We start from the raw sequence: 24474 nt of genomic DNA on the forward strand, positions 1-24474 counted from the left end.
ACGGGCCTAGCAGTAGGTCAACTGAGCCTCACGGCTGGTGGCTAGGCAAGAGGTGCGCATTACTGTTAGACGCAGTCGCTGCGTGTCGCATCCTATTTATGGCTTATTTTTTAATGATTACAAAAACAAGGAATTCGTTGTAAAACATCAACCAACCCCATAAATTCTTTAGTTTCGTTCCAGTAATGCCCAAGTCGAATCGGTTTGTCTGACAACAAGTTAAAATATCCTTCGAAATCGGGGAGGAAAACCTAGGGTAAACCTTATTAAAGTAAGGTGACTTTCTCGATTTAATCGTAAAAAACGCATTTGTGGTATTTTTACTCTGTATACGATTTGCAAATCAATGATTTGCTATCAAGAAAATCTTTTTTTATCCGTTAAATTTTCCGCTTGGGATCAGGGCGTTGTGAACACTTTATTCACGGCTTATCCCTAATCGCTGGTGAAATATAGCAATAATCAAAAAATTCAGCAATGGAAAGGCACAATTCTTCTCAGTTGTTGTACAATGGCGACCGTTATAATTAGATGGCGCATCATGAATATAGAATCCACCCCACAACAGGTTCAGTTGATCACGATTGATGAAGATCACTTCGAACAGCGTATCGATAACTACTTAATGACCAAGCTGAAGGGCGTGCCGAAAAGCATGATCTATCGCATTGTCCGCAAGGGCGAGGTTCGAGTGAATAAGAAACGCATCAAACCCGAGTACAAGTTGCAGATTGGCGACATAGTACGTATTCCGCCAGTCCGCGTGGCAGAGCCGGATAACCGTACCGCACCATCGGCGAACTTAAGCAAAGTCTCGCAACTCGAAGACCGTATTTTGCATGAAGACAATCATTTGATCGTGCTGAATAAACCTGCTGGCATTGCCGTGCATGGTGGTAGTGGAGTCGATTACGGTGTGATTGAAGCATTGCGTTCACTGCGTCCTCAACAAAAGTTTTTAGAGCTAGTACATCGCCTCGATAAAGACACTTCGGGTGTGTTGTTGGTGGCGAAAAAGCGTAGCGCGCTTAAACATCTGCATGATCAGCTTCGGTATAAAAAAATGCAGAAAGACTATTTGGCCTTAGTTAAAGGTGAATGGTCTGCTCAAGATAAAGCCGTTAAACAGCCTTTATTGAAGATCACCCTCAAATCCGGTGAGCGCATAGTGCGCGTTAATGCGGAAGGTAAACCTTCAGAAACGCGCTTTAAAATTATGCAGCGTTACCAAGGTTGTACTTTAGTGAAGGCAAGCCCTGTCACTGGACGTACTCATCAAATTCGGGTGCATTGCCAATTTGCTGGCCATCCTATCGCCTGTGATGATAAGTACAGCGAGCAAGGGTTTGACGATAGCATGCGTGCATTAGGCTTAACTCGACTCTTTTTACATGCCGCTGAATTGATGTTCATTCATCCAGAAAATGATGAAGTGATGCGGGTTTCTGCGCCTTTAGATGAAAATTTGTCGCAATTACTCGATAAGTTAAAGCGTGCGTAATCGACGGGGATAGGTTTCAAGGATGAAGATAAAGCAATACGATTTAGTGATTTTCGATTGGGATGGCACTCTGATGGATTCCATCGGTAAAATTATCACTTGTATTGAAAATATGGCTAAGGCATTGCAGTTACCTATCCCAACTGAAAGTGACATTCGCGATATTATTGGTCTTTCTATGACAGAAGCGCTGCGAGTCCTGTTCCCTGAGGGGCTTAATTGCAGCGCTTCTTCTGTATATTCTCAGCCTCTACATTCTAATAATGCATTCAGCCAAGGCGAAAATGATCAATATCAGCAGATGCGCGCTGAGTTTAAAGCACAATATTTGCATTTAGACACCACGCCAACGCCCTTGTTTGTGCAAACTCCAGCGTTAATTGATGACTTGCATAGCCAAGGCTATAAGTTAGCCGTCGCAACTGGTAAAGCCCGTGCGGGACTTGATCGCGTCTTTGAGCAAACAGGCTTAGGTCGATACTTTGTTGCGTCACGCTGCGCTGATGAAGTGCACAGCAAACCCCATCCTGAAATGATCTCAAGCTTGCTGAAAGAATTGAATATTGCCCCGAACCGAGCCTTAATGGTGGGTGATTCTCTGCTGGATTTAACCATGGCGGCCAATGCAGGGATTGATAGCGTTGGTGTGACCTATGGCGCTCACAGTGCTGAAAAGTTGCTGCGGGCAAAACCTATCGCCTTGATAGATTCACCAAAGCAATTACTGCAATACCTTTAACACTGCTATTTAATGCTGGAGCGGCAATACATGCCGCTGCGCATGAGACTTCCTTATCACTTTTATTTACGTCTCATCTTCTCGTCGATGAAACGACTCAGTAGCCCAGTATTTTTGATGCGCGTCATCGATTCAATAAACTGAGCAAATAGAGCAAAGCCTTGGCAAACGTTTAAGCGAGAACGTCTACACCTTGGGCTAACAGCATTTCCGTCAGTAATATCAGTGGTAAGCCAACTAAGGTATTGGGATCGCGACCTTCGAGCTCTGTAAATAACGCGATACCTAAACCTTCGCTCTTAAAACTCCCCGCGCAATAATAAGGCTCTTCTTTTTCAATGTAAGCCACAATCTGCGCATGGCTAAGGTGCCTAAAATGAACCGTAAAGGGTTCAACCTCGGCGGCCATGGCTCCCGTTTCGGCGTTGTAAAGTGCAAGACCAGTATAAAAGGTGATGGCCTTGCCTGAGGCTTGAGTGAGCTGCGCGACGGCATTATTAAAATGATGGGGTTTACCGATAATCTTGCCATCAATGACGGCAACTTGATCGGAGCCAATAATCAGACCATCGGGGAATTGTTCTGCTCCCGCGACGGCTTTTGCTTTGGCTAATCGCAGCACTAAAGCATGGGCCGATTCTTCGAGATACGCCGTTTCGTCAATATTAGGATTGCAGCATTCGAAGGGTAACCCGAGTTTTTGCAGTAAAGATTGTCGGTATACAGACGTCGAAGCTAAGATTAATGGGGTTGGCATAATGAGATATCCGCAAAAGAGTGACTCATATTGTGACCAATCAATGCGCGAGAGTGCAAGAGTTTCGTCTTTTACGGTTTCTTTTCAATGAATGCGACTATTTTAGGCGGCTTGCGCTTGTATGCGGCCCCATGCTTGGGTACTATTTCGCTTCCGTCAATTTCAATGTTGGGGCAGGGGAAAGGCTTAAGTCGCAAACTGGGACTTAAGTTAGTATTTTTTCTTTGACTCTAGCGTTTTCAAACTATAATATGCGCGCCTTATGCAAACAGTAAAGATACCGGTTTCAATTGATCCATTTCGCGCCGCCTCGAGTCGCCTAGTTTATCAGGGCGTTGTTCCTGGTGTGCAACTGAAAAGATTAACTGAGTTATGTGCCGGCGACTGTTCCGATGTGGCAGTGTCGCTTGAATGTGGCGTAGATTTACAGGGGATAGTCTACCTGAAAGGGAAGGCTGTGACGGAGCTCACTCTGATATGTCAACGTTGCATGACACTATTTACCACTGAGGTTACGGTCGAGTTTTGTTTTGGTCCATGTCGGACTAAGGCAGAAATCGATGAGCTCCCGGATGCGTATGACCCAATTGAGTGCAATGAAATTGGCGAAGTGCGTCTACATCAATTGATCGAAGATGAATTGATAGTCGCTATGCCGATAATCCCAATGCATCAAGAAATTGATTGCAGTGCAGGATCTAAAGACATGGTTGTAGGCGAGATAGAACCCGCTCAAGAGGAGCGTCCAAATCCGTTTGCAGTGTTAGAAAAACTGAAGAGCAAGTAATCGAGGAGACAGGCCAATGGCTGTACAACAGAACAAAAAATCACGTTCAAAGCGCGGAATGCGCCGTTCACATGACGCACTGAGCACTGCTCAGCTGTCTGTAGACGCTACCAGCGGTGAAATCCATATGCGTCACAATGTGACTGCAGATGGCTTCTATCGCGGTAAAAAGGTAATCAACAAGTAATTTGTTGGTTTCCTAATGACGAATCTGACGCTTGCGTTAGATGCAATGGGTGGTGATCATGGCCCCCACGTCACGGTGCCTGCAGCCTTGCGGGCACTACAATTACATTCTTTTCTTAAAATCATTTTAGTCGGTGACAAGACTGAAATTGATGTCTATCTACGTCAAGCAGAAGCGAGTTTACTTTCGCGCATAGAAATCATTCATACCGATGAAGTCGTTAGTATGTCCGATAGGCCTGTGCATGCCTTGCGTACACGTAAAAACAGTTCCATGCGATTGGCTATTGAGTTAGTGCGCGACGACCGCGCACAAGCGTGTGTGAGTGCCGGTAACACAGGGGCGCTGATGGCAATGGCGAAAGTATTGTTGAAGACCTTGCCTGGTGTTGATCGACCCGCATTAGTCAGTTGTTTACCTGCGGTGACTCAAAAACCGGTTTATTTGTTGGATTTGGGCGCGAATATTTCCTGTGACTCGGAAACCTTATTTCAATTTGCCGTGATGGGCTCAGTCCTGTGCGAAGCGGTAGATAAGAAATCTCGGCCAAAAGTCGCCTTGCTCAATGTGGGCGTTGAAGAAATTAAAGGTAATGACCAAGTTCAGCAAGCCGCGCAGTTGCTGCAACACACAGAACAAATCAATTACACAGGTTTTATCGAAGGGGATGAAATCTATTCCGGTAATGTGGATGTGATTGTTTGTGATGGGTTTGTGGGTAACATCACGCTCAAGACCTCTGAAGGTATTGCCAAGTTATTAGTACATCAGTTAAAACGGGGACTAACCCAAGGTTTATTCGTTCGTTTTCTGGCTAAACTTATCGCCCCTCGTATCCAGGCGGTCCTTAGTCAGATGAACCCCGACCACTATAACGGTGCAAGTCTGATAGGATTGCGCGGAATAGTTGTAAAAAGCCATGGAAACGCGGATGAAACTGCCTATTTACAAGCAATTAGTTTGGCAGTAACGGAAGCTCAACGTCGACTCCCTGAAATGATAAAAGATCGTTTGGAGTCGATTCTTTTAGATATCAATCACTGATACCGCGACAAACAAAGATTTATCACGACATTCGCTAGTATAAAACCCTTTAAAATCCTCGTTATGCGTCAAATCACTGCGACAAACTAAGACATTCAAACTCGACATAAGACAAGCAAAACTTGTACAAATTTGTGTGCAAATTTACACTATGTACACCGATAGCCGCTGAGGCTAAAAAAATTTGTACACAAAGAGGGTTTATGGCGCTGTCAGATTCATGGCTAAAAGCTAACTCCGGTAAGGAGATCGACAAGGCTTATGAGAAGGCCGATCGTGATGGCTTAAGTGTGAGAGTGTCACCCAAAGGCAAACTTACATTTCAATTGCGCTATCGATATATTGGCAAAGCATCACGGCTTGATCTCGGATCTTACCCTGCGACTTCATTAAAGTCCGCTCGGACGGAATGCTTACGTTTAAAAGGTGAGCTAGAGAAAGGTTATGATCCTAAATTAGTTAAAATTAACGATCGGATTGAAATTGAAAATGCACCAACGATCAGCGACTTGTTTTATCGTTGGCATAGTGCGAAAAAAATCAGAAATGAAAAGTGCCACAAGCAGGTATTACGTAGCTTTGAAATTCACTTATTACCTCGAATTGGCATGATGTTAGTGCAGGACACTAAATTACATACATGGCTTACTGTGCTTGATGACATCGCGAAGGGAACGCCAGCAGTGGCCGCAAGTATATTGGCCAATGCCAAAAAAATGCTTGGCTGGGGTGTTAGAATGCGGCTAATCAGCGATAACACTTTATCTGACATTAGTGCGAGAGAAGATCTTCATGTCGTTAAGCGTGTTGGCAAGCGTTCGCTGAGTAATGATGAAATCGTCTTGCTTTGGGATGCGCTTAGACGCTCAAGAGTTGCACCTAAAAACAAAGTCTTTATCAAGCTCCACCTGTTCTTCGCTTGTCGAACAGGTGAACTACGCCTAGCTGAAAAGTCACATTTTGATTTTGATAAAATGGTCTGGACTGTTCCGGCTGAAAACCATAAAACTGGTTATAGTGGCAACCAAATTGTCAGGCCTATCGTGCCTGAAATTGTGCCTCTACTGAAAGAGGCTTTTCTATTAAGCTCTGGTAAATTTTTATTTGGGTCGGCAGATTCTTTCAGCGAAAATCCTGATAGTGAAGTCAAGCCGTTAGCGTCGACATCGCATTTATCTATAGTGAACGTCATCAATAATTGGATAAATAAGCATCATGAATGCGGCATCACGCATTGGTCTATCCATGATTTACGTAAAACCGCGCGCACTAACTTTTCAGATTTGACAGATGAAAGGACTGCAGAGGTGATGCTCGGGCATAAGTTGCCAGGCATTCAAGGCGTGTATGACCACAATTTATATTTAAAAACCCAAGCGGCAGCATATACCGCTTGGCATCATAGATTGTGCGACATTATTGGAAGTGAGTTGTAACGATATACAGAACGATAGGGGGGGGTTAAGCGGCTTGGCTGTTATTTGTTTGGTGGTTTGCTGCTTGAGTCTCCCACGCTTCTACATCATCGATGGCCCACAAGTTTTGACTGCCTGCTGCTAGCATCCGTGGTTTTGGAAATGGATGTTGTGGTTTTTGCATCCAGCGGTAAATGGTGCGGCTAGTGCATCTAAACCGCTCGGTGATGTCTTTTGTACACCAGTAACCTTTAATCATCATGCACCTGCCTTATTTAATATGCATTCGTCTAATGCCATTAGATCGGTTTTCATCCCCATCCTATCTAATCGAGCAATCACGGCTTGTTCACAGCCTTGAACAGTTGATAGATCAAACTCAGGGCGCTTGCTCAGTATTACCACTTGTTTCTCAAGCTCGGTAATTTTGGCTTTAAGCTCGGCGTTCTCTGCGATAGCTAGGTTAAGTCTGTCATTCATCTTCATGCTTCACCTACCTGAAGTTCAACTTGCTCGTCTCTAAACTCCATGCAAACAAATTTTAAAATTTTCTTCTGCAGATCAACTCGTTTAAGCATTGCATCGTTCAGCACTGCTTGGGCAAATGTTTTTTGAAGGTTGCAACAGTATTGATCGAAGTAAGGCTCTGAATTACCATTCATTTTAAATGGTGAGCTATTTTTGTTTTTGAATGACATTTGAACGAAACACATCAGTAATGCCAATTCATTTTCAGTGAATATCATATCGTTAAGTTTTTTAAGTTCATCTGATGTCAGCATCATGCACCGTCCTTATTTTTCCCAACTGGTTTGACTTTGGCATCAGGTTTAACGTCGATGTACCACGCTTCACCTTCTGCGTTAATAACGATAAATCTCCATCCGAAAAGCCACTTCATCGCTATTTTTTTGCCAATCCATGAGAATAAAACCCAGATGATCGGAAGCAGCACAATACATATAAAAAATGTGGTCATTAGCAATCCTCTTCATCTTCAGGTTTTGGTGGATTTAAGCGGTTAGCAAGATTTCTAAGACGCTCGACTTCACGTGTAAGTGCCATTTCAACACTTCCGTAGTGATCATCTTTTCTTCTGTAGTCATCGCTAAAACCCGCAATTTCATTTGCCCTGCGCTTAAGGATTTCTGATATTTGCTTTTGCTCGCTGGCGGTTAATTTTATTGTTGCCATCAATTACCACCTTGTTCAAAACATCTTTTATATCTATTCCTGTACTTTTCATCGCTAAGCTTTGATAAAAAGCTCGATTCTATTAAAGGCCAATCAGCAGAACTGTTAAAAATTGCCGCTTGCCTTTTATCGCATGACCACCCTGTATTACTATCAGTTTCACCTTCAACCCATTCAAGGTGCTTGCATTGATGGCACGACTTACTTAGGTTGCCCATCACTCACCACCCTTATTGCTTATAGCCTCATGTTCAAGCATTAAGGCAATTGCTGAATCAAGTTTCTTGTTTAATTCAATTGCCGCCTTTTTAGTGAACCAAAGCGCTTCACCTTTCAATTCAATTTCTATAGGGAAGTTTTTGTTTTCTTCCACGAAATTAACTTGTGCCGCCATCACTCACCACCTTCATTAGATGCGTCTGCCGCGAGTGCCGCGCTGTTCGTTAATCGCCATTTTATTGGCAATGGTTTTCGCGAGGTCTATACCTTGCCAATGTGCCAGATCAGTAACTCTTAAAATGATGTCGGCTAGTTCAGTCCCAAAACAGTCTGAAGGTGCTTCACCGCGACATTCGTTCACGGCTTCGCCAACTTCTGAGGCTATAAGTGCTAGAGCCTCTAAAACTGTTTTGTTATGCCAGCCCATTCGCTCAACCCAATCAAATTGTTTCGCGGCAATTCTATTAATTGGCATCCCATGATCTAAAATTTCTATATCAACTTTCATCGCGTTTACTTGGTCTTTCAATTGCTGAATCTCGGTACCCAGTTTTTGTTTAACATCGAGTAGATCGGTGGCAGGAACATAAGCACCAAGACCTTCAACATTGATTTGTCTTGAACCGTTGCCGTCTAAAAACACTCTGCGTTTAGTTGTCATCACTTACCTTCCTTTGCCAATTCCTCGGCGAGTCGTTTTAAAAACTGTTGGGAGCGCCAATCTTGTTCGCGTGGCATGGCGTACCACTTCTTAAGCGCTTCGCGAATTGCGGTTGATTGCTTCATGCCGCTTCCTTGGTGCGTTCTACAGCCCACCAAGCAACAGGGCCATCTTCGGTATCGTGAATTGATAAAAGAATGGCATCGGCACTAGGCGCTTCTGGATTCCACTCACCAAAACCAGCATCACCATTTTCAAAATAATGAATCCATGCCGGATGATCTTCAGTGATTTCAGAATCCATGCGGTTAATAACTAACTGAAAATCCATTTCAGCTTGCCACTGCTCAATCGCATCCTTAGAAATGCATTCGGCACCGTCAAAATTTGGAAGTTGTGAGTGCTGATAATCACCATACCCATCACGAACAACTGTTTCTGTATTGAATTTCATACTGACTCCTTAATGGCTTTTTCAGCTTTCTTTTTGAGAGTGACAGCCGTTTTGTGCAGCGTTTTTTTATTACTGAGTGAGGCTGTGGCGGCAATTATTTGATTTGCCATTGAAAGGGCTTCTTGTGGATCGCGCTTGAGTAAATATTGAAGTGACATTTTTGCATCATCAGCGCTGGTATTAAGGTATCCCTGCAGCTTAGACATGATGGTCACCTTTAAGCCGTTTAGTGGACGCCATTTTTATACGCGCTAATAGCAAAACCGTTTCTTTAGCGTCGGCATGAGCGCGGCCTAAACCCATCTTGTTGACAACGGCATGCTCTGCGGTGGTGACAAGCATTAAATTGCTAATATCACAGTTGGTGCGGTCGTTATCGATGAACCAAATTTTATGGCTTTCGGGCACTTTACCGTGGTGTTTTTCCCACTCGATAATGTGTTTTAGTCGCCATGTTCTAGGCTCAGATACTTTTACCATCACAAAGCCGTCTTTATTATCGATACGCTCTGATCCAACAGGTTTGTGGTTCAGTGGCATATCGCCTTTTTTAAACTGGGTTGCTGCAGAATTTCCGCCAGCTTGCCAACCTTTCATCCCAGCATTCCACGTTTTACAACCAGGATTAAATCGGCCAGTACGTCCCGATTTCATTTTATGGTTGCGGGTGAAAGCACGGATCTGATTAATCGTTTTTTCAGTACCAAAGGTATGGTTAAATGCCGTGGTAATTTGCTCGATGGTGAGGCGTTTATATTGCAGCTTTACCCACTCATATTGTTCGTCGGTAAAACTGCGTAATTTGCCTTTCGTTATTTCACCTTGTTTGCGTCCACAGGTGATACCGTGGTTCGAACATGCGGCTTTAATCTGCGATAGCGTCTTGGTGTAACCAAAGGCACAATTGAAAAGTGCTGTGGTTTCAGCAAGTGACTTTTCAGGATACGTTGCACGCAAAAAATCAAGCATGGCAACAGTGAAGAAGAATCTAGCCATTCTTAGCCTCCAACATTTCAGGGAGTTTTCTACCTACGCCCATGTCATTTGCTGCTATTTGCGCATCGAGTGCTAAACGTGCGTTAGCCACAATTTGTGTCGAAATTTGAGTGACTGACTTGGAACGATGGATTTCATCTTGCAGCGCTTCACCTTTTAAGCTTTCGTCAGACAGTCGCTCAAGCTGTGCAAATAGGTGATTATTTAGGTCTATAAGTTTGTTTTTCATGCTGCTTCACCTGCAATATTTTCTTGCTTAAGCGGGATTTCGATTGAGCCTTTTACCTCGTTGCTAAACTCAACTTTGATGGTGCCATGCTCGCCAAACAGTCTCGCAAACTCAGCAGTGTTTTTACTGATGTAAGTGATCACGCTGCCCTTGGTGCAACTATCTGCTTTGCTGCCATCGGCTTTTTTGTAGTGCACTCGACCATGTGGGAAACATTGAGAATATTTAAGCAATGGTAAAAACCAGCCTTCAGATGAATTACAGAATGTGATGATCACCGCCTCTTTTATGTGGCCGCTTTCATACTCGTAGATCACCTTATTTATCCAATCGCTATTACCTGGGATCGGCTTATCAATATGATGGCCGCGTTTAATACAGGCTTTTTTCTTGCATTTAGTTGGGCAGGGTTGCTCACCCCTGTGAAATGGATGGTTCATCCAAACCGTGCCATGCCAAGGCTGAGATAGCCCGTCAATTTCTTTAGTGAAAATTGTCTTGGCATTAATGCTGGCATTAGCAATATCGTTGCTTGCTGGGTCTAAATCTATTCCACCCATTAGCTGGCTTGCTAACTGAGGCCATGGCTGTGGTGTGTAATATTCAAAACCCTGTTCTGCATTAGATTGGTTGATAAGATTGGCGTTATTTACTGTGCTCATGGTTAACCAGCCTTGCTAATTTGATGGATTGAATCAGTTAACTGATAACTGGCTAATTGTTTTTCGAGTTCAACGATCCGCACATTTGCCGCGGCTAACTTGGCAAGATGCTTTTCCCAGTCGATTTCTTTGATGGCTTCGATAGTGGCCGCAACTTCTTCGAGGCGTTCTTGTCCGCGTACAAAGTTCGAGAGTTGAACATCGTGCTTTATTGCTGCTCGCCAAGGCGCGCTTTCCAGATAGGTGACGGTGTAGTGCAACATCAGAGCTTTTATTAGGTTGTCTGAGCTGATTTTGGTCAGTGACAGCATCAGCTCTATGCGCTTTGGTGATTCAAAGCCTGCAATGAGAAGGTTCATGCTGCCACCTCTGGGAAATAGGTTATTTCAACGCTGGCGCGAACTGGGTCGAGCTTTTGCTGCATCGTTTTTAGAATAAGGTTTGATGTCAGCATCACGGCATCGGCGTTGGCGAGTAGCTTGCCTGTTTTGGGGCAAATGCAGCGGCCAGTAAAGTCTTGGCTGTTGCGGGTCCAAATGAGGTTTTGGTAAGCGTAGCGCCAGTGTCTTTGGCCGATTGATTCAGCCACGTTTGCGGCGCTCGCCAGCGCTTTAAGCATTACTGTGGTGGTAAATAAACTGGTTTCGCGCTCTTTACTGCCAAGGGATTGGAGCTCCATTGCTGCGCCCATGGTGTTCCAAAAGTCATAGGCAAGGGTGGCGTGGAATGGCTCAAAGTTTTTCTTGGTACCCAGCATGATGGCCGTGGCGTCTTTAATTTGTTTAAAGGACCAATAGCACTCGCTCTGTGCCGTGGGTTTGTTTGTCGCAAAATCAACACGGCCTTGCATCCAGTCGATTTGGTTCACTATATCCATGGTGAGCTTTGATAACTCATCCCTGTGGTTATAGGTATCTGACAAACCTTGAGGCGGCTTGCTGGCATTTTGGTTTATATCGGTAAACGCTTGCTGGCGTTCTTGCAGCGATAAATTCATGTACAGGGTGATAGAGATTGAGTCTTGCGACAGCTCCGGTGATTTTTCGAGTGCCTTTGCGATACCTGTGGCGCGGTGCTGGCCATCGAACAGTTTGATAATCGAATCAAGGCCGATTTTTAACACGCCAACTACGCCGCTGATTTCGGACGCTTCGAACTTTGGCGCATCGCCGCCTGTTGGCACTTCAACCACGCCGATGATGCCTGGCAGAAAATACCCCGTTGGATTCGTTACCATGTAATTGCCAATGGATTTAGCACGGGCAGGGTTAACTTTGCGTTGGCTGCGGTCGAGCACACTGCCGGCATCGTCAATGCGTAACATACGAACTAGTACACGCATTGACATGATCACGGTGTAAAACACTTTACCGCCTTGTACGCCCACCACAGCGGGCATTGAGTAACACATATCCATCATGCTTCTCCCTGTTCTAGTTCGTTTTCTTTGAGTTCATTCACGCATTTGGGGCACACGCAGACAAAGTATTCATTGTCGTTGATGGCCTTTTGCCAACCTGACTGGCTTAGGCCTTCGGTGATATCTGCCAGTACGTTTAGGCTCTTGCGTGGAATGAAGTGCGTTTTAGTGCAGCTGGTGCAGGTAATTTGGTAGCCTTTCACCACCTCGATTTCTTCAAAATCGGGAGGGGATAGGGTTAACATGTCTTTTCTCCTTTAATCTTGGTTTGCTTTCTCCTTGCCTTGCTCGCTTTCAATTCTTCGCAGGTATCCGACAGAACAAAGCTAAGGCCATTGCGTTCGCTGTATTGCTCTGCGCAGCTATAGTTTTCGTAAGGATTTAAACCCCAAGTGATACAGCCGCAATGTGGGCAGTTACCGCGAGTTTTACCTGTGGTTTGGCGGGTGCGTGGGCGTTTGGGTTTGCGAATGCCTACAGCGGTGATCATTCGGCGTTCGTTGATGTTGGCGGCTTGGAAAGTACGGCGAGCGATGGCGTCTATATCCGGCTTGGCGTAGATGTTTGCATCAATGCCAAGTTCATCGATACGCGCAAGCGCGTTGCGGTAGCTGAATACCACGGCGCCTTTGTAGTTAACACTCAAAAAGTCAAAGGTTAACCAGTAAACGTCATTACCGTCCCATCTGCCTTTTTGAGAGATAACGTATTCATCACAGCCTGACTTTTCGCCAGAATCGCCTAGGTACTGACAATCAACACGCACGGTTGCCAATTCATCCACAAGCTCTTTGCATAGCGGAACGTCAGTGTGACGGATGTTGAATTTGCGCTGTGCTTCTTCAAGCGTAAAAACTTCAGCAAGATCGAGGTTACTGGTGTAGCCGCCTCGGTCTGCCCAAAACATGCAAGTACTGCCAACGTTAGAGCGCGAATCGCGCAGGTAGAATAATTGGCTCATGCTGCCTCCTTGCTGGCCAGTTTTTCATTTGCATGTGGATTAACCCAAATGCACTCGGTACGCAGTCCTGTTCCATTGGCTGCAGAGCAACGCGCTTGCTTTTTGTGTAATGACCAACCAACTAGCATGTCGTTATAAAGCTCTGTCTCGTAACCGCTCAACACGACCATCCCATCAACATTAAGCAGTTGATCAAGTAACGCTTGATGCTCATCAATAGTCATTTCGTGCTGATAAACCCCTTTATTATTTCTTAGCTGCCGAGTCTCTTTGACGTATGGCGGATCAACATAAAACAGGGTGCTATCGGCATCATGTGAGCGAATGCAATCAGGAGCAGGGCGGTTCTCAATGTTTACTGCTTGCAGGCGTTCACACACATAAGCCAGCATTGGAGGATATTTAGCCCATAGATGTGCGCTAGTGTTATGCGCTCGTTTTGCCTCTGAGCGGAAACCTGTAGGGTGGAATGTTGCTGCACCTGATCCAAATCCCATTGTCGAACGCACAATAGTGCGGCGGGCTCGCTCGATAACACATTCAGTTAATTCGTATGACTGCAAAAACTCATCACGCGAATAAGGTGTTAAGTGACAAAATTCAATCAGTTGCATGCATAAATCAGGGTTGCGCAACACTTGAAACAAGTTAAAAATGTCTTGATCAAGGTCGTTATAAACTTCGCCGTGTGAACGTTCTTTTTGTAGCAATACTGATGCGGCTCCGCTGAATGGCTCAACATAACAATGGTGTTCAGGAAAGAAGGAAATAATCCATTTCGCTAAGCGATACTTACCGCCGTGATAGCGTAAAACTGGGTTGGTTAGCTTGCTCATGCTTTCACCTCAACTTTTGCGGCTTGATAAGCACTTTTTACGGCTTCATATTCGCTGCCAAATATCTCAGTCGCATCGATAAGACTAAGGCGGGTATCAAGGTAAATAACATCATCGTGCAGGAACAGCGAAAGCGGGGCGAATAAGCAGTCACCCCAATTTGTACCAATCGCTTCTAGTAAAGGTATGCGTGAAACTTCTTCAGGCATCATGGCATTGTATTTAGCTCTGATAGCTTCTAACGCTTCACGATCCGCGGCTTTCGGCTTGCCGTATTTGGGGGATGAAGCAAAGCAATTAGCAGCTTTAGGCTTGAACCATAAGTGATTATTTTCAAGCTGGTTGAAGTTGTGAAAGTTAATACCAGCAAACGAAATACTTTCAACGCGATTGCTAAAAATAGGTTTGCCACCGAAGTGGTCGGCTAATTTAGTCGCTTGCTCAATCAAGTTTGCTTTAGCCGCATCAAAGGCTTTGAATGCTTGCACTGCGGTTTCATTGGTAATTTTGTAGTAACTCATATCGATTCTCTCTGCTCTGTTTTCACTGCACTTAGGGTTGCGTTACGCGGCTATTTCGCCGTTGTAGACCACCCAACTGACAATCTCTTTCTTGGTCTTGGGGTTAACCTTGCCTGTAGGTTTGCGATAACGAACATGCAGGTCGCGGCATTGGTCCTGTTTTTTTGCTAGCTCAATGTATTGCGCGCAGAGCGAAGGCGTTGAGAGCGAGTGCGACAGCTTTTGTGGCTTCATAGTTTCAAACTTGGCCTTTGCCATTTCATCTAGCTTGGCTTGGTATTCCGCGGGGCTGAGTTCGCGACGCTTCGGCTGTACGCCTTCGTATAGGCTGCACTTTTTAGCCGCTTCTTTTTTAGCTATGGTCATGGACACGCCGTATACGAAGAACATGGTTAACTCCAAACTGGTGATTACTCACTAGGCTGATAGATGGAATAGGGTTGGTTTGAGTTGAACTTGTAAGGATTACTTACACGTTCACATTGGGGGCTTAGCTTGGTGTGCAGGCTAGTCGTGCATATTCAGCGTTGAGCAGGTCTTGCGCGCTGCGCTGGCCGTGTTTTTGCTTTATCTCTTGCCAGCTTTCTATCAGTCGAACCCAAGTGTGTTTTGATTCGGGATAGTCGATGATCAGCTGGTTTAACTCGGCTATCGAGCGGTCGCAGTAAAATGCCATGGCGTTATCGCGCAATCGGCCTTGTGCTTCTTGCTTGAGCTCGTTCGCGAGCATTCCCACTAATTTGTCGCTGGTGGCATGGGCCTGTGCATCAAACATGGGGCACCTGCTTTAGGCTGCGAATGACTTGATGTTGGAAGCAGCGATTAATCCAGCTGCAGGTTCGGTCGCTGATGGTGATTTCGGTCGCGATTGGCAGGGCTACTCGGGTAAGTTTTACGCGGCCGCTGCGAGTTATTTGAATGTTGGCCACTTCGTTTAGTGGCGTTGTTTTTAATGGGCTTTCATCCAACTTGGTGACGTGGAAGCGCTCGCGAAAGGCATAGGTGCAAATGTTGTTTTGCAGGTATTGCTCTAACGCATTTTTGCGTTGAATGACTGTTGGGCAGTGCATGAGGTTGGTCAATTGGGCGAGGCGACAGGCTATGCCAAGGTGCATTAGCAACTGCGCTTCGGTTGTGGCACGTTTATCTTGCGCAATGGCGCATGATTGCGCTGCGATTGGGTGTTGCATAGGTCACCTCGCTGAATCGTGGTTAGGTTTGGCTGGCTTTAAAGGCTAGAAATTAAACGGAAGGTTTCGCGTTATAACAGGTCGAACGGGATCAACTTGGCGAGTAGCATTAGCACTAAGTCGAGAAAGTCGGGTTGCTGAGTCTTCATGGTTTCGCGTCCTGCAGATGAGCATCTTTCAACTATCCGGTAATTCCGGATGGTTCGATTTTATTGATTGCCGGTTACGTCATCCGGCGCCCTAGTGCCGGCGTTCTGTCGCCATCTGGCCGCTAATAACGGGGGCGCAAGCTCTAGGCTCTTACGCTGCTTTACCCGTATCCGTCTTGTTTATTAACCCTCACCAGTAGATAGCACTGGCTCGCCAAACTGCATTAGCAGCGCGACTCGGGGCGCAGTCATAACCTGCGCTCATGGTTGATCTATTGAGTTACTTCATTGGCTTGCCCTCTGGTTGATTGCCTGCTGGCGCCGCAGGCTGGCGTTAATCGCATTGGTGAAGGTGACTGTGTCTCGGCGTTCGACCGTTCACGTTTCGCTTTGTCTATATTGGCTTTGCCTCACGACTACTCTGGCTAATCCGCACGCTGCCTTAAGTCACACATGGATAAATCAGCCACCTTCCCAATGCGCCCTGTTGCCAAGGCGATTGTCCATCTACCACACCGCCGATGGTTGGCGGGGCTATACACATATTTGGGTCATGCTCGCAGTGAAACCATTTAGTACCTGTTCTTATGGGCTCTTCCCGCTCAAACAGTCCGGTCGCCAATAGCGGTGTATAGGTCTGTTTACGCGGATTACTATCCTCCGCCGCGTGATCCTCGGAGTAACCTAGTCCGCTCTAGGCGGGTTTAGTTGTTCATGGGCCAGATTGTTAAAGAGCGTGATTAGTTTTCTGTAAGAACAGTTTCCAATCGATGAACAAATGTTAGTTTGCTAACTTTTTAATGTCAACACAAAAAGTAAGTTTGCTAACATTTAGTTGTTTGGTGTGATATCTTTCCGTTGTGGCACTTAGGTTACTAATCGATTTGGAGGTAGGGATGGGCATAAATAAGATGGGTAAATTTTATTGGCTGGTAAAAATGGCAGATAAAAATTGGACTTATGGAGGTAGTGTTTATGCATAATGATCAATACACCATTATTAAGTTGTCTGGCTCGCTAGCCAAAAAGTTTGGCCGTGAGCACAAGCGCTACTTAGATACTGGAACGACTACAGAGGCATTTAGCGCCATTAAAAATACGGTGAAGGGGTTTGAGCAGTTCATTAAGGAACAGTCCAAGCTTGGGTTACGCTATGCAATTTTTCGCAATGGTAATAATGTTGGAGAAGGTGAATTCGATCTGTCTGGTACGCGTGAAATACGTATTGTTCCTGTCATTGGAGGAAGTAAGCGCGGAGGAGTATTACAGACGATCGTAGGGGCAGCTTTGATCGTTATTGGCTATATTTTCCCTGCTGTTGGTGCATACACTATACCCGCTGGTGTGGGCATGATTGCTGGTGGAGTAGTACAAATGTTGAGCCCGCAAGTTAAAGGGCTTAATGGCAGGGAAGCAGCAGAAAACGCCCCAAGCTATGCTTTTGGCGGCGCAGTGAATACTACTGCTGCTGGTAATCCAGTTGGCATAGGTTATGGTAAGCGACGTATCGGCGGTGCCATTATCAGTGCTGGGATTTATGCAGAGGATATTGCTACCACTAAGCGGCCAATACAAACTGTCGGCGGTAATAGTAATCAAAATATTGATTAAGACTATTTTTATTAGATGATGAAACCACTAATTAAAATTGGTGGTTACTTTTCATTTAATTTCTCTCATACAATTTATGGATATTAATAATATGGCAAGAAATTATTCAACTATTGTATTATTATCCATGCTAGATATTTTTTCATCCAAATAATTCAATATTTTCTCATGTCGAATTAGAGAATTTCTAATTCTTACTAATTCCCCGTATGGGAGAGGGGTTTTAGGTTGAGAGTTATCACTAATAGAATGATTTAATTCATTTAAAATATTAATTTTGTTTTTAATATTTATCATGCAATCTTTTAAGTACTGAATTTTATCATAAATATCTATTCTTTTGATTTTCAAATTTTCATAATTTGATGATGTTATTTTTGAACTTTCTAGTTCATTTATTTTATGGTCTAGATTCATACCTGAAAAAAATATTTCGTTATAGTTATCTTCATCTGACCCCGATTCGTTTTGATAAATTTCAAACATATTTTTTGATGTTTTTGATACTTCATTTTCAGCGGAAAGATTTACTTCTTCAATAGTATCCTCAGAGACATTATTCATTTCATATAGCTTGGCATCACTTAAAAATCCACCTAAAGAATAAGCTTTAAAGTTATCTAATTCAGTTTGACTTATTATTTCATCGATTAGTTCATATCGAAAACCTGTTGTTTTACCTTGTGTTATTTGCCACCAATCTTCTTTGTTATCATCTGTCACAAAAATAACATTTTTAATTTTTTCAGTCTTAATATATTGAATTAACTGTTTCCACACGAATAAATCACCAAACTGTCTCTCGTAAGTTATTCCAGCATAAGAATAAACGTTATCTGGTTCACTTTCTTTCACTGAATCCTTATAGCCGGGGGGGATTTTAGACTTATAGCGCTCTTTACCTTCTTTGATAATTTCATTTATGGATTCAGAATTATTTGGTTTCGGTCCAATTCTTTTATCAAAAATACCTTCTAGCCGGGACAGTAGTGGATCATCAGAATCCACTTTTAAGCAATCTTTTTCTTGAACATTCAAGTTTACTAGGTAGTTTTCCCTAAGATTATGAATGCCGTCAATTAATTCTTTTGGATCTATAATACTATGACGTTTCTCTAGCTGTAGATCAGTTAATTTTTTTTGTAAACTATTTATAGCATTTTCTATAGCTGTACGTGTTTCATCAAATCTTCTATGTTGAGCACTAATAACACTAAGGCGATTACGATGAAACTCTAAAGCTACATGGTAAGGGATCCATACTCTGTCTTGTAATTGTTCCATTAACTTAAGTACATCTTCACACGTACTGGATTTATATCGATAAACACTATGGAGTACATTTGTGTCAAAAACAAAAATGGCATCTTTCCATAATGTTTTTAGCTCATCATCAGTTGTTTTTTTGAAACTTCGGAATAGATTTTTCATTTTAACTTATCTTTTTATTGAATTTAACATGGCTAAAAATGCATCTTCATTAATAACTTTTATATTAACGCCTGACTCTCGCAGAACTTCGACTCTTATTTGCTTGCTTGATAAGCCGCTTTGACCTACAGCAGTCATATCCTGATTACCAACAACAAGGTAGTTTGTTTTTTTTGTTATTGAATTTTTAATCTCAAATCCTATTTCTGAAACTGCAGCAAACGCTTCTGCACGTGTTATAGATAATTCACCCGTAAAGACGATGGTTTGGCCGAACATGGGGCCAAGTTCGTTAGGTGGGTATGCTTTATGGTCTGCGCCTGAAAATTTAGTGTAAGCTTTTTTAGGAGGATTATCGTTTATGTGACCTAGTGTTACTGCGGCGCACATAAACACACGGCCAGCAGCGATAGCATCGGCTTTAGCGCGGTGAGCTTCGATAAGTTGGACATTGCAGTGTGCAGCCACTGTCGCTAATTTGTAGTTTGGTAGGCTAAATGCCAGCTTTGATAGATTCATTGCACAAAGGAATTTATTGCCGAAGAAAACACCTAAGTTGGCAAATTCTTCTTGTATGAATCCTTTATCAAATTTGGCGTTATAGGCCACTATCGGTAGGTCGCCAATAAACTCTTTCAATTCATTTGCTATAGTGCCGAAACTCGGTTTGTCAGTTAGCATGAGATTGGTTATGCCAGTAAGACTGGTGATCTTGGGTGATATTTTTACGTTAGGATTTATTAGCGTATCAAAAACAATATGGTCATTTTTTCGCAGATCGAACTTAATTGCTGCCAACTCAATAACTCTGTCTATTCCTGCATCTAGCCCAGTTGTTTCGACATCTAAAGCAATAAACTTAGTTGGAATATAAGGGTGTCTTACTAAAAAATCTGCAGTTAAATCATCCATATGTTTGCCTATTCCTTTAGCTCTTAGTTATCCCAGATGAAGCAATCTCCACGTTACCATTTTGGTCAGTAATGACGCGGTATATCTTATGCTGACCTTGCTTTATTACAGTTTCTAAATGTTTAACACTGGTATTGAAACATAAGCCTTTACCCGACGTCTGAGCCCCAAGGTATAGCTCGCCAGAATTGACTTTTAATGTCACTTTTTCAGAAACATCAAGTGTTGCTGCCAGTTCATCATAAAGATAGACGTTGATATTGCAGCCACTGCCTAGGATCCCACTATCACGAATGATGGTAACAGTTGCATTGCCGTCATTTAAACCTTTAATGAACTGTCGTTCAGAAGGTACTGGTTTAGCAGCATTAATGGTTACTGCTGAAGTTGCACAACCAGTGAGCATAAAGAGTAAGAAAGTTAAGCGGATTATCTTCATTTATATAGTCCATTATTAAATAAATATTAGTTAGTCCATACGTTTAGCACTGACCACCAAAACACCCAACCAATTATTTTAATCGTACTCATTTGCTCAGGCTGGATAAATTCATCTGGGTATTCATCGTTGTTGTAACTTTTAATGCGAATGCCGCCGCCAGGTATGCGATAGAGTATTTTCACTCGTAGCATGCCATCGTGATCAATGGCATACATTTTACCATCGACTATATTTTTTTTACTGGTGTCGACGCCAACTGTGGTGCCGTGATGTAAAACTGGCAGCATGCTGTCACCAGAAACGGTCACACAGGCCGCATATTGCGGATCCACATTGCTCTTTTTGAGGGTTGATTTAGCAAATCGCAGCTTACAGCCGCCATTCTCTTGTACAAAACTAGAACCATTACCTGCGGCTAATTCTACTTCACGGTAGAAAGGTAAAGCCACTTCATCATCCCTTAATGGGGTATCACCATCCCACAGCTCAAAACCCGGATGCCACTCTGCATTAGATTCTGTATTAGCATTGTTATTTTCAGTTTCAACGCTACCAGAAAGCAGCCACTCAGCTGTGCAATCAAGCGTCTTACTTAGATTGATAAGGTTTTTCCCTTTTGGCGTATTCATACCAAGTTCCCATTGGGTAATGGAACTTGGTGTGATTTGAAGCGCATCCGCAATATTTTTTTGCGTCAATTTAAGTTCTTTTCTGCGCCGTCTAATTCTGTCGCCAATCTGCTCGGCTTGATAACTCATAACAAATATCTCATTAGCAAAATCTTTATCGTTAGTTATCTTACATTCGTTTGACATTAGAATCCTTTTGTTGATAATGTTAGAAAACTAACTTTAAGGGTGAATATGAAAACATCTGACGCTGTAGCTTTCTTTAAAACCAAATCCAATTTGGCTAAGCAACTCGGCATAACTCACTCATCTATCTCGCAGTGGGGCCAAGAAGTTCCTGAGCTTCGAGCCTTTCAGCTTGAGCGCTTAACGGGTGGTGAATTGAAGGTTCATGCTGATAAAACCCTTGAATCCAATTCAGCATCTCAGGTTGCCTAGCTAACGAGTGTCTAAACAGGATAACTAACCCAATGAGTAAACTCACATTAAAGCGCCATAGTCTCTCATGTACCGATCCACTCTATGCCGCCCATGCGCTTGGGCACGATTACGGTGTAGATAAGCTAGCGAAGGATTTATTCCAGCAGCCCGGTGTGATGTACAACAAGCTCAACCCTGATAACGACAGCAATCACTTGTACTTACGTGATGCGATTCATCTTACTGAGTTGGCCGATGACGACCGTATTGTTTCGGCTTGGTGCCATAGCCGTGGTGGCGTGTTCGTTAAGCTGCCTGCCGCGGTTAACTGTGACGAAGAGTTGAGCGATCAGCTGCTATTGATTAGCGAGCAGATGGGTATTGCACTGGCCGAAATTCGCGACTCCCGCGCTGATGGGGTGATCACCCCTGACGAGTTTGAACGTATCGGCCGCGAACTGACCAACACAGTGCGTGAAGTATTGTCACTTAAAGCCGTGGTGAGCAGCCAAGTGCGGGAATTGCCGCAAGTGAATGATTTTAGTATTGAGCTGCAACCTAACAAGACTTTGACTGTGGCTTTTTCGCAAACCTTATCAAAGAGCGCATCCAATGAGTGATATTGCAGATGCCGCCGCTATCGAAAATGAAGTGCATGTGAAGGCTGCGCTTGGCGTTCGCCAGCCGTCATTGCCGTTTACTGGCAGATGCCACTATTGCTTAACCAAGATTACAGGCGCAAGTCACTTTTGTGATGCCGACTGTCGCCATGACCATGAGCGCCTAAAGGCTAATGGGAGAGCGTGATGGCAGGTAGAAACTTAGTCTTTATGCCGCAGCTTAATTTAAATCAGTTAACTGATAACTCCTGCGCAAAATCTTGTACCGATATTCCCTACACACCTGAAGAAGATGAAGCTTTTGCACGGATTCAGCGCAATCAAGATATTGCCTTGCTGGCGAATGTGATCAGGCAGTCACCGACTACGAGTGCTGAAGGTATTGCGGCGCGGGTACTGGATGCGGGGTATCAGTTTTCAGGTAGTGCAGTGCAGTTGAAATAAGAAAGCCCACTAGAGCTGTGGAGGCCGTGGGCTTAATACCGAGCAACGTTACAAGAAGCCGAGGTAAGGCAGATGTTACAAGAACAAGAACTTAGCGTCAATCATGATGCTGGTGGCAGCAATGTGGTGCCGTTACGGCCCGTTGCTGTACACAAACAACAAGTGCGGGGTGGGGTGGTGAAAGCAGACTTGGACGATGGTTATTTACGACTCTCCAATACGCTTGTGGATGCCCTGTGCCGAACGAAATTGAGTGATCGTGAAAGCCGTGTTGTGTTTGCTGTGATCCGTAGAACCTACGGCTATGGCAAGGCCACTGATTGGGTTTGCTTAGAGCAATTAGCCGACATGACGGGCATTACAACGAGCAATATTTGTCATGCGATTAAGTCGCTTACTGCGCGCGATATCATCATAAAAGATGGTCGTAAAGTTGGCGTTAACCCGATTGTTTCGGCGTGGCAAGAAAAGAAATCGCATTCGATTAACGGTAAAAAACACACTGTTAAAACTGACAATATTATTGTCGATTCTGATAATGCCATTGTCGAAACCGACAGCGTAGGTTGTCAGAACCGAGAGATACAAAAGAAAGACACTAATACAAAAGAAATACAAAAGATCTCTTCGTCGAACATTGCTGTCGCAATGACCGACAAGCCATTAAAACTCGATGCTGCTGTTCAAACTCCGAATGGCAAACTTTGGGGCACTCAGGACGATTTAACCTGTGCTGAGTACATCTTCAACAAAGTCCTGATTGTTAACCCCACTGCAAAGCAGCCTAACTGGCCTGACTGGGCAAACCAAGTGCGCTTAATGCGCGTGCAAGACCAACGCACTCACCATGAAATCTGCAAGCTGTTTAAGTTTGCCAATACCGACTTATTTTGGGGAAGCAATGTGTTATGCCCCAAAACCCTACGTAAACAATGGGACAAACTTAACGCCAAACTGCTAGCGAGAACATCACATGAAACCACTGCAAACGATTCTGCCGCACACAATCAACGCTATGAGAACCCCACAGCCAGAGTATTCCGCGAACTGCGGGAAATGGCAGAGCAACTCGAGCAGTCAACAGATCACCACGGTGGTGGCCACACAATTGATGCCGACTATGAACCTGTACAGTCGTGATTTTAGCAATCGGTTTGGTGCTGAGCTTGGCAGTGTAGTGGCGGAGTTTGTTAGCAAAATTGGCGAGGCAGGTTTGAGTGTTAGTGAGGTGATGATCGGTATTGAGGCATTTAAACAACGCGCAGCGACCGCGCCATGGAGCGTTAACCCTGCGGAGTTCGTGGCTATGTGTACGCCTACGCCTGAACAGTTGGGCTTGCCTAGTGCAGAACAAGCTTATCGTGAGTGTTGTTCACATGGTCGATGGCCGAGTGAGCACAATTGGAGCCATGGCGCTGTATTTGCCGCTGGCCGTGAAACAGGTTGGTATGAGTTGCAAAACCGTACTGAACAGCAAACTTGGCCTTTATTTAAACGTAATTACGAGGTGATGTGCCGCCGAGCAGTGAAAGGAGAAAGCTTTGATGCCTGTATTCCTAAGGCACTTGCAGCGCCAGTAAACAAGCCAGTAGAAAATCAAAAGGCATGTTCGATTATTGCTGATCTGCGCCAAAAGTTTGGACTAAGGACTGCCAATGGCTCTGGCAATTAAACCGTTACCTGCAGATGCGCCTGATTTTTATAGCGCGATTGTGGCGCCAAAGGCTTCAGCTAGCGTTGCGAACACAACGGTCCAAGATGCGGTTAACGATGCCGTGTTGTTTGTACCGATTCAGTACTCTGCAGCAGATCTACTGGCACAAGGCTTTCGGTGTGCGCGTGAATACCCGTTGTTTTATCACTGCCGTAGTGGTGATTCAGACGCCAAGCGGATTCAACAGCACATGTCTGTTATTCCTCAGCAGTTTAAGCATTCAGTGTCGATCGAGTACGAACGCTTATTTGCCATTGGTGGGCGCGATGGTCGCTTTCAGGCGAATCGGTTTTTAGTGCAGCAGTCGAAGCATTTTAGAGGGGTATAGC

41 protein-coding genes are annotated in these 24474 nt (G+C 44.2%); 14 read left to right on the top strand and 27 right to left on the bottom strand.

Annotated features, from left to right (window positions below; genetic code table 11):
- Window positions 1–541: 541 nt before the first annotated feature.
- Both rluC and HGO26_RS05335 read left to right on the top strand, forming a co-directional pair.
- Window positions 542–1501, top strand: coding sequence for a 23S rRNA pseudouridine(955/2504/2580) synthase RluC (rluC, locus tag HGO26_RS05330; protein ID WP_105252860.1), 960 nt, complete (start codon window positions 542–544; stop codon window positions 1499–1501).
- Window positions 1502–1523: 22 nt separating this feature from the next.
- The gene (locus HGO26_RS05335; protein WP_168823747.1) at window positions 1524–2240 is read left to right on the top strand and encodes an HAD family hydrolase; all 717 of its coding nucleotides are present in this window, start codon (window positions 1524–1526) and stop codon (window positions 2238–2240) included.
- Window positions 2241–2412: 172 nt separating this feature from the next.
- Here the strand turns inward: HGO26_RS05335 and HGO26_RS05340 are convergent, their stop codons facing one another.
- Window positions 2413–2997: a Maf family protein gene (locus HGO26_RS05340; RefSeq protein WP_131523926.1), complete on the bottom strand. Its 585-nt coding sequence runs from the start codon at window positions 2995–2997 to the stop codon at window positions 2413–2415.
- Between the two features lie 262 nt (window positions 2998–3259).
- On the opposite strand from HGO26_RS05340, the gene yceD reads away from it, so the two are divergent.
- The 4 genes from yceD (at window position 3260) to HGO26_RS05360 (ending at window position 6451) form a co-directional block, all read left to right on the top strand.
- Window positions 3260–3784 (top strand): 23S rRNA accumulation protein YceD, encoded by a 525-nt coding sequence (yceD, locus tag HGO26_RS05345; RefSeq protein ID WP_028760371.1) that lies wholly within the window; start codon window positions 3260–3262, stop codon window positions 3782–3784.
- 16 nt (window positions 3785–3800) lie between these two features.
- Window positions 3801–3971, top strand: coding sequence for a 50S ribosomal protein L32 (rpmF, locus tag HGO26_RS05350; RefSeq protein WP_006081226.1), 171 nt, complete (start codon window positions 3801–3803; stop codon window positions 3969–3971).
- A gap of 15 nt (window positions 3972–3986) precedes the next feature.
- Window positions 3987–5015 carry a phosphate acyltransferase PlsX gene (gene plsX, locus HGO26_RS05355; protein ID WP_168823750.1) on the top strand — a complete coding sequence of 343 codons (1029 nt, stop codon included), beginning with the start codon at window positions 3987–3989 and terminating at the stop codon, window positions 5013–5015.
- Window positions 5016–5137: 122 nt separating this feature from the next.
- Window positions 5138–6451, top strand: a complete 1314-nt coding sequence (locus tag HGO26_RS05360) for a tyrosine-type recombinase/integrase (protein ID WP_247651476.1) — start codon at window positions 5138–5140, stop codon at window positions 6449–6451.
- Between the two features lie 25 nt (window positions 6452–6476).
- On the opposite strand, the gene HGO26_RS05365 is transcribed toward HGO26_RS05360, so the two are convergent.
- From HGO26_RS05365 to HGO26_RS05465, 22 genes are all read right to left on the bottom strand, one after another.
- Window positions 6477–6692 carry a helix-turn-helix transcriptional regulator gene (locus tag HGO26_RS05365; protein WP_115334968.1) on the bottom strand — a complete coding sequence of 72 codons (216 nt, stop codon included), beginning with the start codon at window positions 6690–6692 and terminating at the stop codon, window positions 6477–6479.
- Window positions 6689–6910 carry a hypothetical protein gene (locus HGO26_RS05370; RefSeq protein ID WP_168823751.1) on the bottom strand — a complete coding sequence of 74 codons (222 nt, stop codon included), beginning with the start codon at window positions 6908–6910 and terminating at the stop codon, window positions 6689–6691. Before HGO26_RS05370 ends, HGO26_RS05365 begins: the two co-directional genes overlap by 4 nt.
- Before the next feature lie 2 nt (window positions 6911–6912).
- Window positions 6913–7215, bottom strand: a complete 303-nt coding sequence (locus HGO26_RS05375) for a hypothetical protein (protein WP_168823753.1) — start codon at window positions 7213–7215, stop codon at window positions 6913–6915.
- Complete coding sequence (locus HGO26_RS05380; protein WP_168823755.1) at window positions 7212–7409, bottom strand: hypothetical protein; 198 nt, start codon at window positions 7407–7409, stop codon at window positions 7212–7214. Before HGO26_RS05380 ends, HGO26_RS05375 begins: the two co-directional genes overlap by 4 nt.
- Window positions 7409–7624, bottom strand: coding sequence for a hypothetical protein (locus tag HGO26_RS05385; protein WP_168823757.1), 216 nt, complete (start codon window positions 7622–7624; stop codon window positions 7409–7411). Before HGO26_RS05385 ends, HGO26_RS05380 begins: the two co-directional genes overlap by 1 nt.
- A 217-nt stretch (window positions 7625–7841) precedes the next feature.
- Window positions 7842–8018, bottom strand: coding sequence for a hypothetical protein (locus HGO26_RS05390; protein WP_168823759.1), 177 nt, complete (start codon window positions 8016–8018; stop codon window positions 7842–7844).
- 15 nt (window positions 8019–8033) lie between these two features.
- Window positions 8034–8504: a nucleoside triphosphate pyrophosphohydrolase family protein gene (locus HGO26_RS05395; RefSeq protein WP_168823761.1), complete on the bottom strand. Its 471-nt coding sequence runs from the start codon at window positions 8502–8504 to the stop codon at window positions 8034–8036.
- A complete protein-coding gene (locus HGO26_RS22445) occupies window positions 8504–8629 on the bottom strand; it encodes a hypothetical protein (RefSeq protein ID WP_282097977.1) in 126 nt (41 codons plus the stop codon). The genes HGO26_RS05395 and HGO26_RS22445 overlap by 1 nt, the downstream gene beginning before the upstream one ends.
- On the bottom strand, window positions 8626–8958 hold the full coding sequence (locus tag HGO26_RS05400) for a hypothetical protein (protein ID WP_168823763.1): 333 nt from the start codon (window positions 8956–8958) through the stop codon (window positions 8626–8628). The genes HGO26_RS22445 and HGO26_RS05400 overlap by 4 nt, the downstream gene beginning before the upstream one ends.
- A complete protein-coding gene (locus tag HGO26_RS05405) occupies window positions 8955–9164 on the bottom strand; it encodes a hypothetical protein (RefSeq protein ID WP_168823765.1) in 210 nt (69 codons plus the stop codon). The genes HGO26_RS05400 and HGO26_RS05405 overlap by 4 nt, the downstream gene beginning before the upstream one ends.
- Complete coding sequence (locus tag HGO26_RS05410) at window positions 9157–9954, bottom strand: HNH endonuclease signature motif containing protein (RefSeq protein ID WP_168823767.1); 798 nt, start codon at window positions 9952–9954, stop codon at window positions 9157–9159. The genes HGO26_RS05405 and HGO26_RS05410 overlap by 8 nt, the downstream gene beginning before the upstream one ends.
- On the bottom strand, window positions 9947–10183 hold the full coding sequence (locus tag HGO26_RS05415; RefSeq protein WP_168823769.1) for a hypothetical protein: 237 nt from the start codon (window positions 10181–10183) through the stop codon (window positions 9947–9949). Before HGO26_RS05415 ends, HGO26_RS05410 begins: the two co-directional genes overlap by 8 nt.
- Window positions 10180–10845 carry a hypothetical protein gene (locus HGO26_RS05420; protein ID WP_211085835.1) on the bottom strand — a complete coding sequence of 222 codons (666 nt, stop codon included), beginning with the start codon at window positions 10843–10845 and terminating at the stop codon, window positions 10180–10182. Before HGO26_RS05420 ends, HGO26_RS05415 begins: the two co-directional genes overlap by 4 nt.
- 2 nt (window positions 10846–10847) lie before the next feature.
- On the bottom strand, window positions 10848–11204 hold the full coding sequence (locus HGO26_RS05425; RefSeq protein ID WP_168823771.1) for a hypothetical protein: 357 nt from the start codon (window positions 11202–11204) through the stop codon (window positions 10848–10850).
- On the bottom strand, window positions 11201–12265 hold the full coding sequence (locus HGO26_RS05430) for a DGQHR domain-containing protein (RefSeq protein ID WP_168823774.1): 1065 nt from the start codon (window positions 12263–12265) through the stop codon (window positions 11201–11203). Before HGO26_RS05430 ends, HGO26_RS05425 begins: the two co-directional genes overlap by 4 nt.
- The gene (locus HGO26_RS05435) at window positions 12262–12510 is read right to left on the bottom strand and encodes a hypothetical protein (protein WP_168823776.1); all 249 of its coding nucleotides are present in this window, start codon (window positions 12508–12510) and stop codon (window positions 12262–12264) included. Before HGO26_RS05435 ends, HGO26_RS05430 begins: the two co-directional genes overlap by 4 nt.
- Window positions 12504–13226, bottom strand: coding sequence for a hypothetical protein (locus HGO26_RS05440; RefSeq protein WP_168823778.1), 723 nt, complete (start codon window positions 13224–13226; stop codon window positions 12504–12506). Before HGO26_RS05440 ends, HGO26_RS05435 begins: the two co-directional genes overlap by 7 nt.
- Window positions 13223–14062, bottom strand: coding sequence for a DNA adenine methylase (locus HGO26_RS05445; protein ID WP_168823780.1), 840 nt, complete (start codon window positions 14060–14062; stop codon window positions 13223–13225). Before HGO26_RS05445 ends, HGO26_RS05440 begins: the two co-directional genes overlap by 4 nt.
- Entirely contained in the window at window positions 14059–14583 is a 525-nt protein-coding gene (locus tag HGO26_RS05450; protein WP_168823782.1) for a hypothetical protein, read from the bottom strand. Before HGO26_RS05450 ends, HGO26_RS05445 begins: the two co-directional genes overlap by 4 nt.
- Window positions 14584–14625: 42 nt before the next feature.
- A complete protein-coding gene (locus HGO26_RS05455; protein ID WP_168823784.1) occupies window positions 14626–14973 on the bottom strand; it encodes a hypothetical protein in 348 nt (115 codons plus the stop codon).
- Between the two features lie 100 nt (window positions 14974–15073).
- Entirely contained in the window at window positions 15074–15358 is a 285-nt protein-coding gene (locus HGO26_RS05460) for a hypothetical protein (RefSeq protein ID WP_168823786.1), read from the bottom strand.
- Window positions 15351–15773, bottom strand: coding sequence for a hypothetical protein (locus HGO26_RS05465; protein ID WP_168823788.1), 423 nt, complete (start codon window positions 15771–15773; stop codon window positions 15351–15353). The genes HGO26_RS05460 and HGO26_RS05465 overlap by 8 nt, the downstream gene beginning before the upstream one ends.
- Window positions 15774–16897: 1124 nt before the next feature.
- Between HGO26_RS05465 and HGO26_RS05470 the strand changes: the two genes are divergently transcribed.
- Window positions 16898–17533 (top strand): tail assembly protein, encoded by a 636-nt coding sequence (locus HGO26_RS05470; protein ID WP_168823790.1) that lies wholly within the window; start codon window positions 16898–16900, stop codon window positions 17531–17533.
- Between the two features lie 102 nt (window positions 17534–17635).
- Here the strand turns inward: HGO26_RS05470 and HGO26_RS05475 are convergent, their stop codons facing one another.
- The 4 genes from HGO26_RS05475 to HGO26_RS05490 are packed head-to-tail and all read right to left on the bottom strand — an operon-like array spanning window position 17636 to window position 21076.
- Window positions 17636–18964, bottom strand: a complete 1329-nt coding sequence (locus HGO26_RS05475; RefSeq protein ID WP_168823792.1) for a PIN-like domain-containing protein — start codon at window positions 18962–18964, stop codon at window positions 17636–17638.
- 6 nt (window positions 18965–18970) lie between these two features.
- Entirely contained in the window at window positions 18971–19876 is a 906-nt protein-coding gene (locus HGO26_RS05480) for an exonuclease domain-containing protein (RefSeq protein ID WP_168823794.1), read from the bottom strand.
- 16 nt (window positions 19877–19892) lie between these two features.
- Entirely contained in the window at window positions 19893–20315 is a 423-nt protein-coding gene (locus tag HGO26_RS05485; RefSeq protein WP_168823796.1) for a hypothetical protein, read from the bottom strand.
- 26 nt (window positions 20316–20341) lie between these two features.
- Complete coding sequence (locus HGO26_RS05490) at window positions 20342–21076, bottom strand: S24 family peptidase (RefSeq protein ID WP_247651489.1); 735 nt, start codon at window positions 21074–21076, stop codon at window positions 20342–20344.
- Window positions 21077–21181: 105 nt separating this feature from the next.
- Between HGO26_RS05490 and HGO26_RS05495 the strand changes: the two genes are divergently transcribed.
- The 7 genes from HGO26_RS05495 to HGO26_RS05525 all read left to right on the top strand — a co-directional run bounded on the left by HGO26_RS05495 (window position 21182) and on the right by HGO26_RS05525 (window position 24473).
- The gene (locus HGO26_RS05495; RefSeq protein ID WP_168823800.1) at window positions 21182–21385 is read left to right on the top strand and encodes a Cro/CI family transcriptional regulator; all 204 of its coding nucleotides are present in this window, start codon (window positions 21182–21184) and stop codon (window positions 21383–21385) included.
- A gap of 32 nt (window positions 21386–21417) precedes the next feature.
- Window positions 21418–21987, top strand: coding sequence for a phage regulatory CII family protein (locus HGO26_RS05500; RefSeq protein ID WP_247651478.1), 570 nt, complete (start codon window positions 21418–21420; stop codon window positions 21985–21987).
- Entirely contained in the window at window positions 21980–22174 is a 195-nt protein-coding gene (locus HGO26_RS05505) for a hypothetical protein (RefSeq protein WP_168823802.1), read from the top strand. The genes HGO26_RS05500 and HGO26_RS05505 overlap by 8 nt, the downstream gene beginning before the upstream one ends.
- Entirely contained in the window at window positions 22174–22431 is a 258-nt protein-coding gene (locus tag HGO26_RS05510; RefSeq protein ID WP_012587946.1) for a hypothetical protein, read from the top strand. Before HGO26_RS05505 ends, HGO26_RS05510 begins: the two co-directional genes overlap by 1 nt.
- 72 nt (window positions 22432–22503) lie before the next feature.
- Entirely contained in the window at window positions 22504–23571 is a 1068-nt protein-coding gene (locus HGO26_RS05515; RefSeq protein ID WP_168823804.1) for a replication protein, read from the top strand.
- A complete protein-coding gene (locus HGO26_RS05520; protein ID WP_247651483.1) occupies window positions 23552–24103 on the top strand; it encodes a replication protein P in 552 nt (183 codons plus the stop codon). Before HGO26_RS05515 ends, HGO26_RS05520 begins: the two co-directional genes overlap by 20 nt.
- Window positions 24087–24473, top strand: a complete 387-nt coding sequence (locus HGO26_RS05525; RefSeq protein WP_168823806.1) for a hypothetical protein — start codon at window positions 24087–24089, stop codon at window positions 24471–24473. Before HGO26_RS05520 ends, HGO26_RS05525 begins: the two co-directional genes overlap by 17 nt.
- Window position 24474 lies beyond the last annotated feature (1 nt).

The sequence above is a fragment of the Shewanella oncorhynchi genome (assembly GCF_012584455.1).
Classification (GTDB): Bacteria; Pseudomonadota; Gammaproteobacteria; order Enterobacterales; family Shewanellaceae; genus Shewanella; species Shewanella oncorhynchi.

Bases quoted from the DNA above. Each gene is read 5' to 3' on its own strand.
- HGO26_RS05480 (WP_168823794.1), bottom strand. From the start codon at position 19,876: ATGGATGATTTAACTGCAGATTTTTTAGTAAGACACCCTTATATTCCA.
- HGO26_RS05505 (WP_168823802.1), top strand. From the start codon at position 21,980: ATGAGTGATATTGCAGATGCCGCCGCTATCGAAAATGAAGTGCATGTG.
- HGO26_RS05520 (WP_247651483.1), top strand. From the start codon at position 23,552: ATGAACCTGTACAGTCGTGATTTTAGCAATCGGTTTGGTGCTGAGCTT.
- HGO26_RS05500 (WP_247651478.1), top strand. From the start codon at position 21,418: ATGAGTAAACTCACATTAAAGCGCCATAGTCTCTCATGTACCGATCCA.
- HGO26_RS05410 (WP_168823767.1), bottom strand. From the start codon at position 9,954: ATGGCTAGATTCTTCTTCACTGTTGCCATGCTTGATTTTTTGCGTGCA.
- HGO26_RS05375 (WP_168823753.1), bottom strand. From the start codon at position 7,215: ATGATGCTGACATCAGATGAACTTAAAAAACTTAACGATATGATATTC.
- HGO26_RS05405 (WP_168823765.1), bottom strand. From the start codon at position 9,164: ATGTCTAAGCTGCAGGGATACCTTAATACCAGCGCTGATGATGCAAAA.
- HGO26_RS05435 (WP_168823776.1), bottom strand. From the start codon at position 12,510: ATGTTAACCCTATCCCCTCCCGATTTTGAAGAAATCGAGGTGGTGAAA.
- HGO26_RS05440 (WP_168823778.1), bottom strand. From the start codon at position 13,226: ATGAGCCAATTATTCTACCTGCGCGATTCGCGCTCTAACGTTGGCAGT.
- HGO26_RS05400 (WP_168823763.1), bottom strand. From the start codon at position 8,958: ATGAAATTCAATACAGAAACAGTTGTTCGTGATGGGTATGGTGATTAT.
- HGO26_RS05490 (WP_247651489.1), bottom strand. From the start codon at position 21,076: ATGAGTTATCAAGCCGAGCAGATTGGCGACAGAATTAGACGGCGCAGA.
- HGO26_RS05455 (WP_168823784.1), bottom strand. From the start codon at position 14,973: ATGTTCTTCGTATACGGCGTGTCCATGACCATAGCTAAAAAAGAAGCG.
- HGO26_RS05430 (WP_168823774.1), bottom strand. From the start codon at position 12,265: ATGATGGATATGTGTTACTCAATGCCCGCTGTGGTGGGCGTACAAGGC.
- HGO26_RS05340 (WP_131523926.1), bottom strand. From the start codon at position 2,997: ATGCCAACCCCATTAATCTTAGCTTCGACGTCTGTATACCGACAATCT.
- HGO26_RS05370 (WP_168823751.1), bottom strand. From the start codon at position 6,910: ATGAATGACAGACTTAACCTAGCTATCGCAGAGAACGCCGAGCTTAAA.
- HGO26_RS05475 (WP_168823792.1), bottom strand. From the start codon at position 18,964: ATGAAAAATCTATTCCGAAGTTTCAAAAAAACAACTGATGATGAGCTA.
- HGO26_RS05390 (WP_168823759.1), bottom strand. From the start codon at position 8,018: ATGGCGGCACAAGTTAATTTCGTGGAAGAAAACAAAAACTTCCCTATA.
- HGO26_RS05465 (WP_168823788.1), bottom strand. From the start codon at position 15,773: ATGCAACACCCAATCGCAGCGCAATCATGCGCCATTGCGCAAGATAAA.
- HGO26_RS05525 (WP_168823806.1), top strand. From the start codon at position 24,087: ATGGCTCTGGCAATTAAACCGTTACCTGCAGATGCGCCTGATTTTTAT.
- HGO26_RS05365 (WP_115334968.1), bottom strand. From the start codon at position 6,692: ATGATGATTAAAGGTTACTGGTGTACAAAAGACATCACCGAGCGGTTT.
- HGO26_RS05380 (WP_168823755.1), bottom strand. From the start codon at position 7,409: ATGACCACATTTTTTATATGTATTGTGCTGCTTCCGATCATCTGGGTT.
- HGO26_RS05395 (WP_168823761.1), bottom strand. From the start codon at position 8,504: ATGACAACTAAACGCAGAGTGTTTTTAGACGGCAACGGTTCAAGACAA.
- HGO26_RS05445 (WP_168823780.1), bottom strand. From the start codon at position 14,062: ATGAGCAAGCTAACCAACCCAGTTTTACGCTATCACGGCGGTAAGTAT.
- rluC (WP_105252860.1), top strand. From the start codon at position 542: ATGAATATAGAATCCACCCCACAACAGGTTCAGTTGATCACGATTGAT.
- HGO26_RS05385 (WP_168823757.1), bottom strand. From the start codon at position 7,624: ATGGCAACAATAAAATTAACCGCCAGCGAGCAAAAGCAAATATCAGAA.
- HGO26_RS05470 (WP_168823790.1), top strand. From the start codon at position 16,898: ATGCATAATGATCAATACACCATTATTAAGTTGTCTGGCTCGCTAGCC.
- HGO26_RS05420 (WP_211085835.1), bottom strand. From the start codon at position 10,845: ATGAGCACAGTAAATAACGCCAATCTTATCAACCAATCTAATGCAGAA.
- HGO26_RS05425 (WP_168823771.1), bottom strand. From the start codon at position 11,204: ATGAACCTTCTCATTGCAGGCTTTGAATCACCAAAGCGCATAGAGCTG.
- HGO26_RS05485 (WP_168823796.1), bottom strand. From the start codon at position 20,315: ATGAAGATAATCCGCTTAACTTTCTTACTCTTTATGCTCACTGGTTGT.
- HGO26_RS05450 (WP_168823782.1), bottom strand. From the start codon at position 14,583: ATGAGTTACTACAAAATTACCAATGAAACCGCAGTGCAAGCATTCAAA.
- HGO26_RS05335 (WP_168823747.1), top strand. From the start codon at position 1,524: ATGAAGATAAAGCAATACGATTTAGTGATTTTCGATTGGGATGGCACT.
- HGO26_RS05510 (WP_012587946.1), top strand. From the start codon at position 22,174: ATGGCAGGTAGAAACTTAGTCTTTATGCCGCAGCTTAATTTAAATCAG.
- HGO26_RS22445 (WP_282097977.1), bottom strand. From the start codon at position 8,629: ATGAAGCAATCAACCGCAATTCGCGAAGCGCTTAAGAAGTGGTACGCC.
- HGO26_RS05515 (WP_168823804.1), top strand. From the start codon at position 22,504: ATGTTACAAGAACAAGAACTTAGCGTCAATCATGATGCTGGTGGCAGC.
- yceD (WP_028760371.1), top strand. From the start codon at position 3,260: ATGCAAACAGTAAAGATACCGGTTTCAATTGATCCATTTCGCGCCGCC.
- plsX (WP_168823750.1), top strand. From the start codon at position 3,987: ATGACGAATCTGACGCTTGCGTTAGATGCAATGGGTGGTGATCATGGC.
- HGO26_RS05415 (WP_168823769.1), bottom strand. From the start codon at position 10,183: ATGAAAAACAAACTTATAGACCTAAATAATCACCTATTTGCACAGCTT.
- rpmF (WP_006081226.1), top strand. From the start codon at position 3,801: ATGGCTGTACAACAGAACAAAAAATCACGTTCAAAGCGCGGAATGCGC.
- HGO26_RS05495 (WP_168823800.1), top strand. From the start codon at position 21,182: ATGAAAACATCTGACGCTGTAGCTTTCTTTAAAACCAAATCCAATTTG.
- HGO26_RS05460 (WP_168823786.1), bottom strand. From the start codon at position 15,358: ATGTTTGATGCACAGGCCCATGCCACCAGCGACAAATTAGTGGGAATG.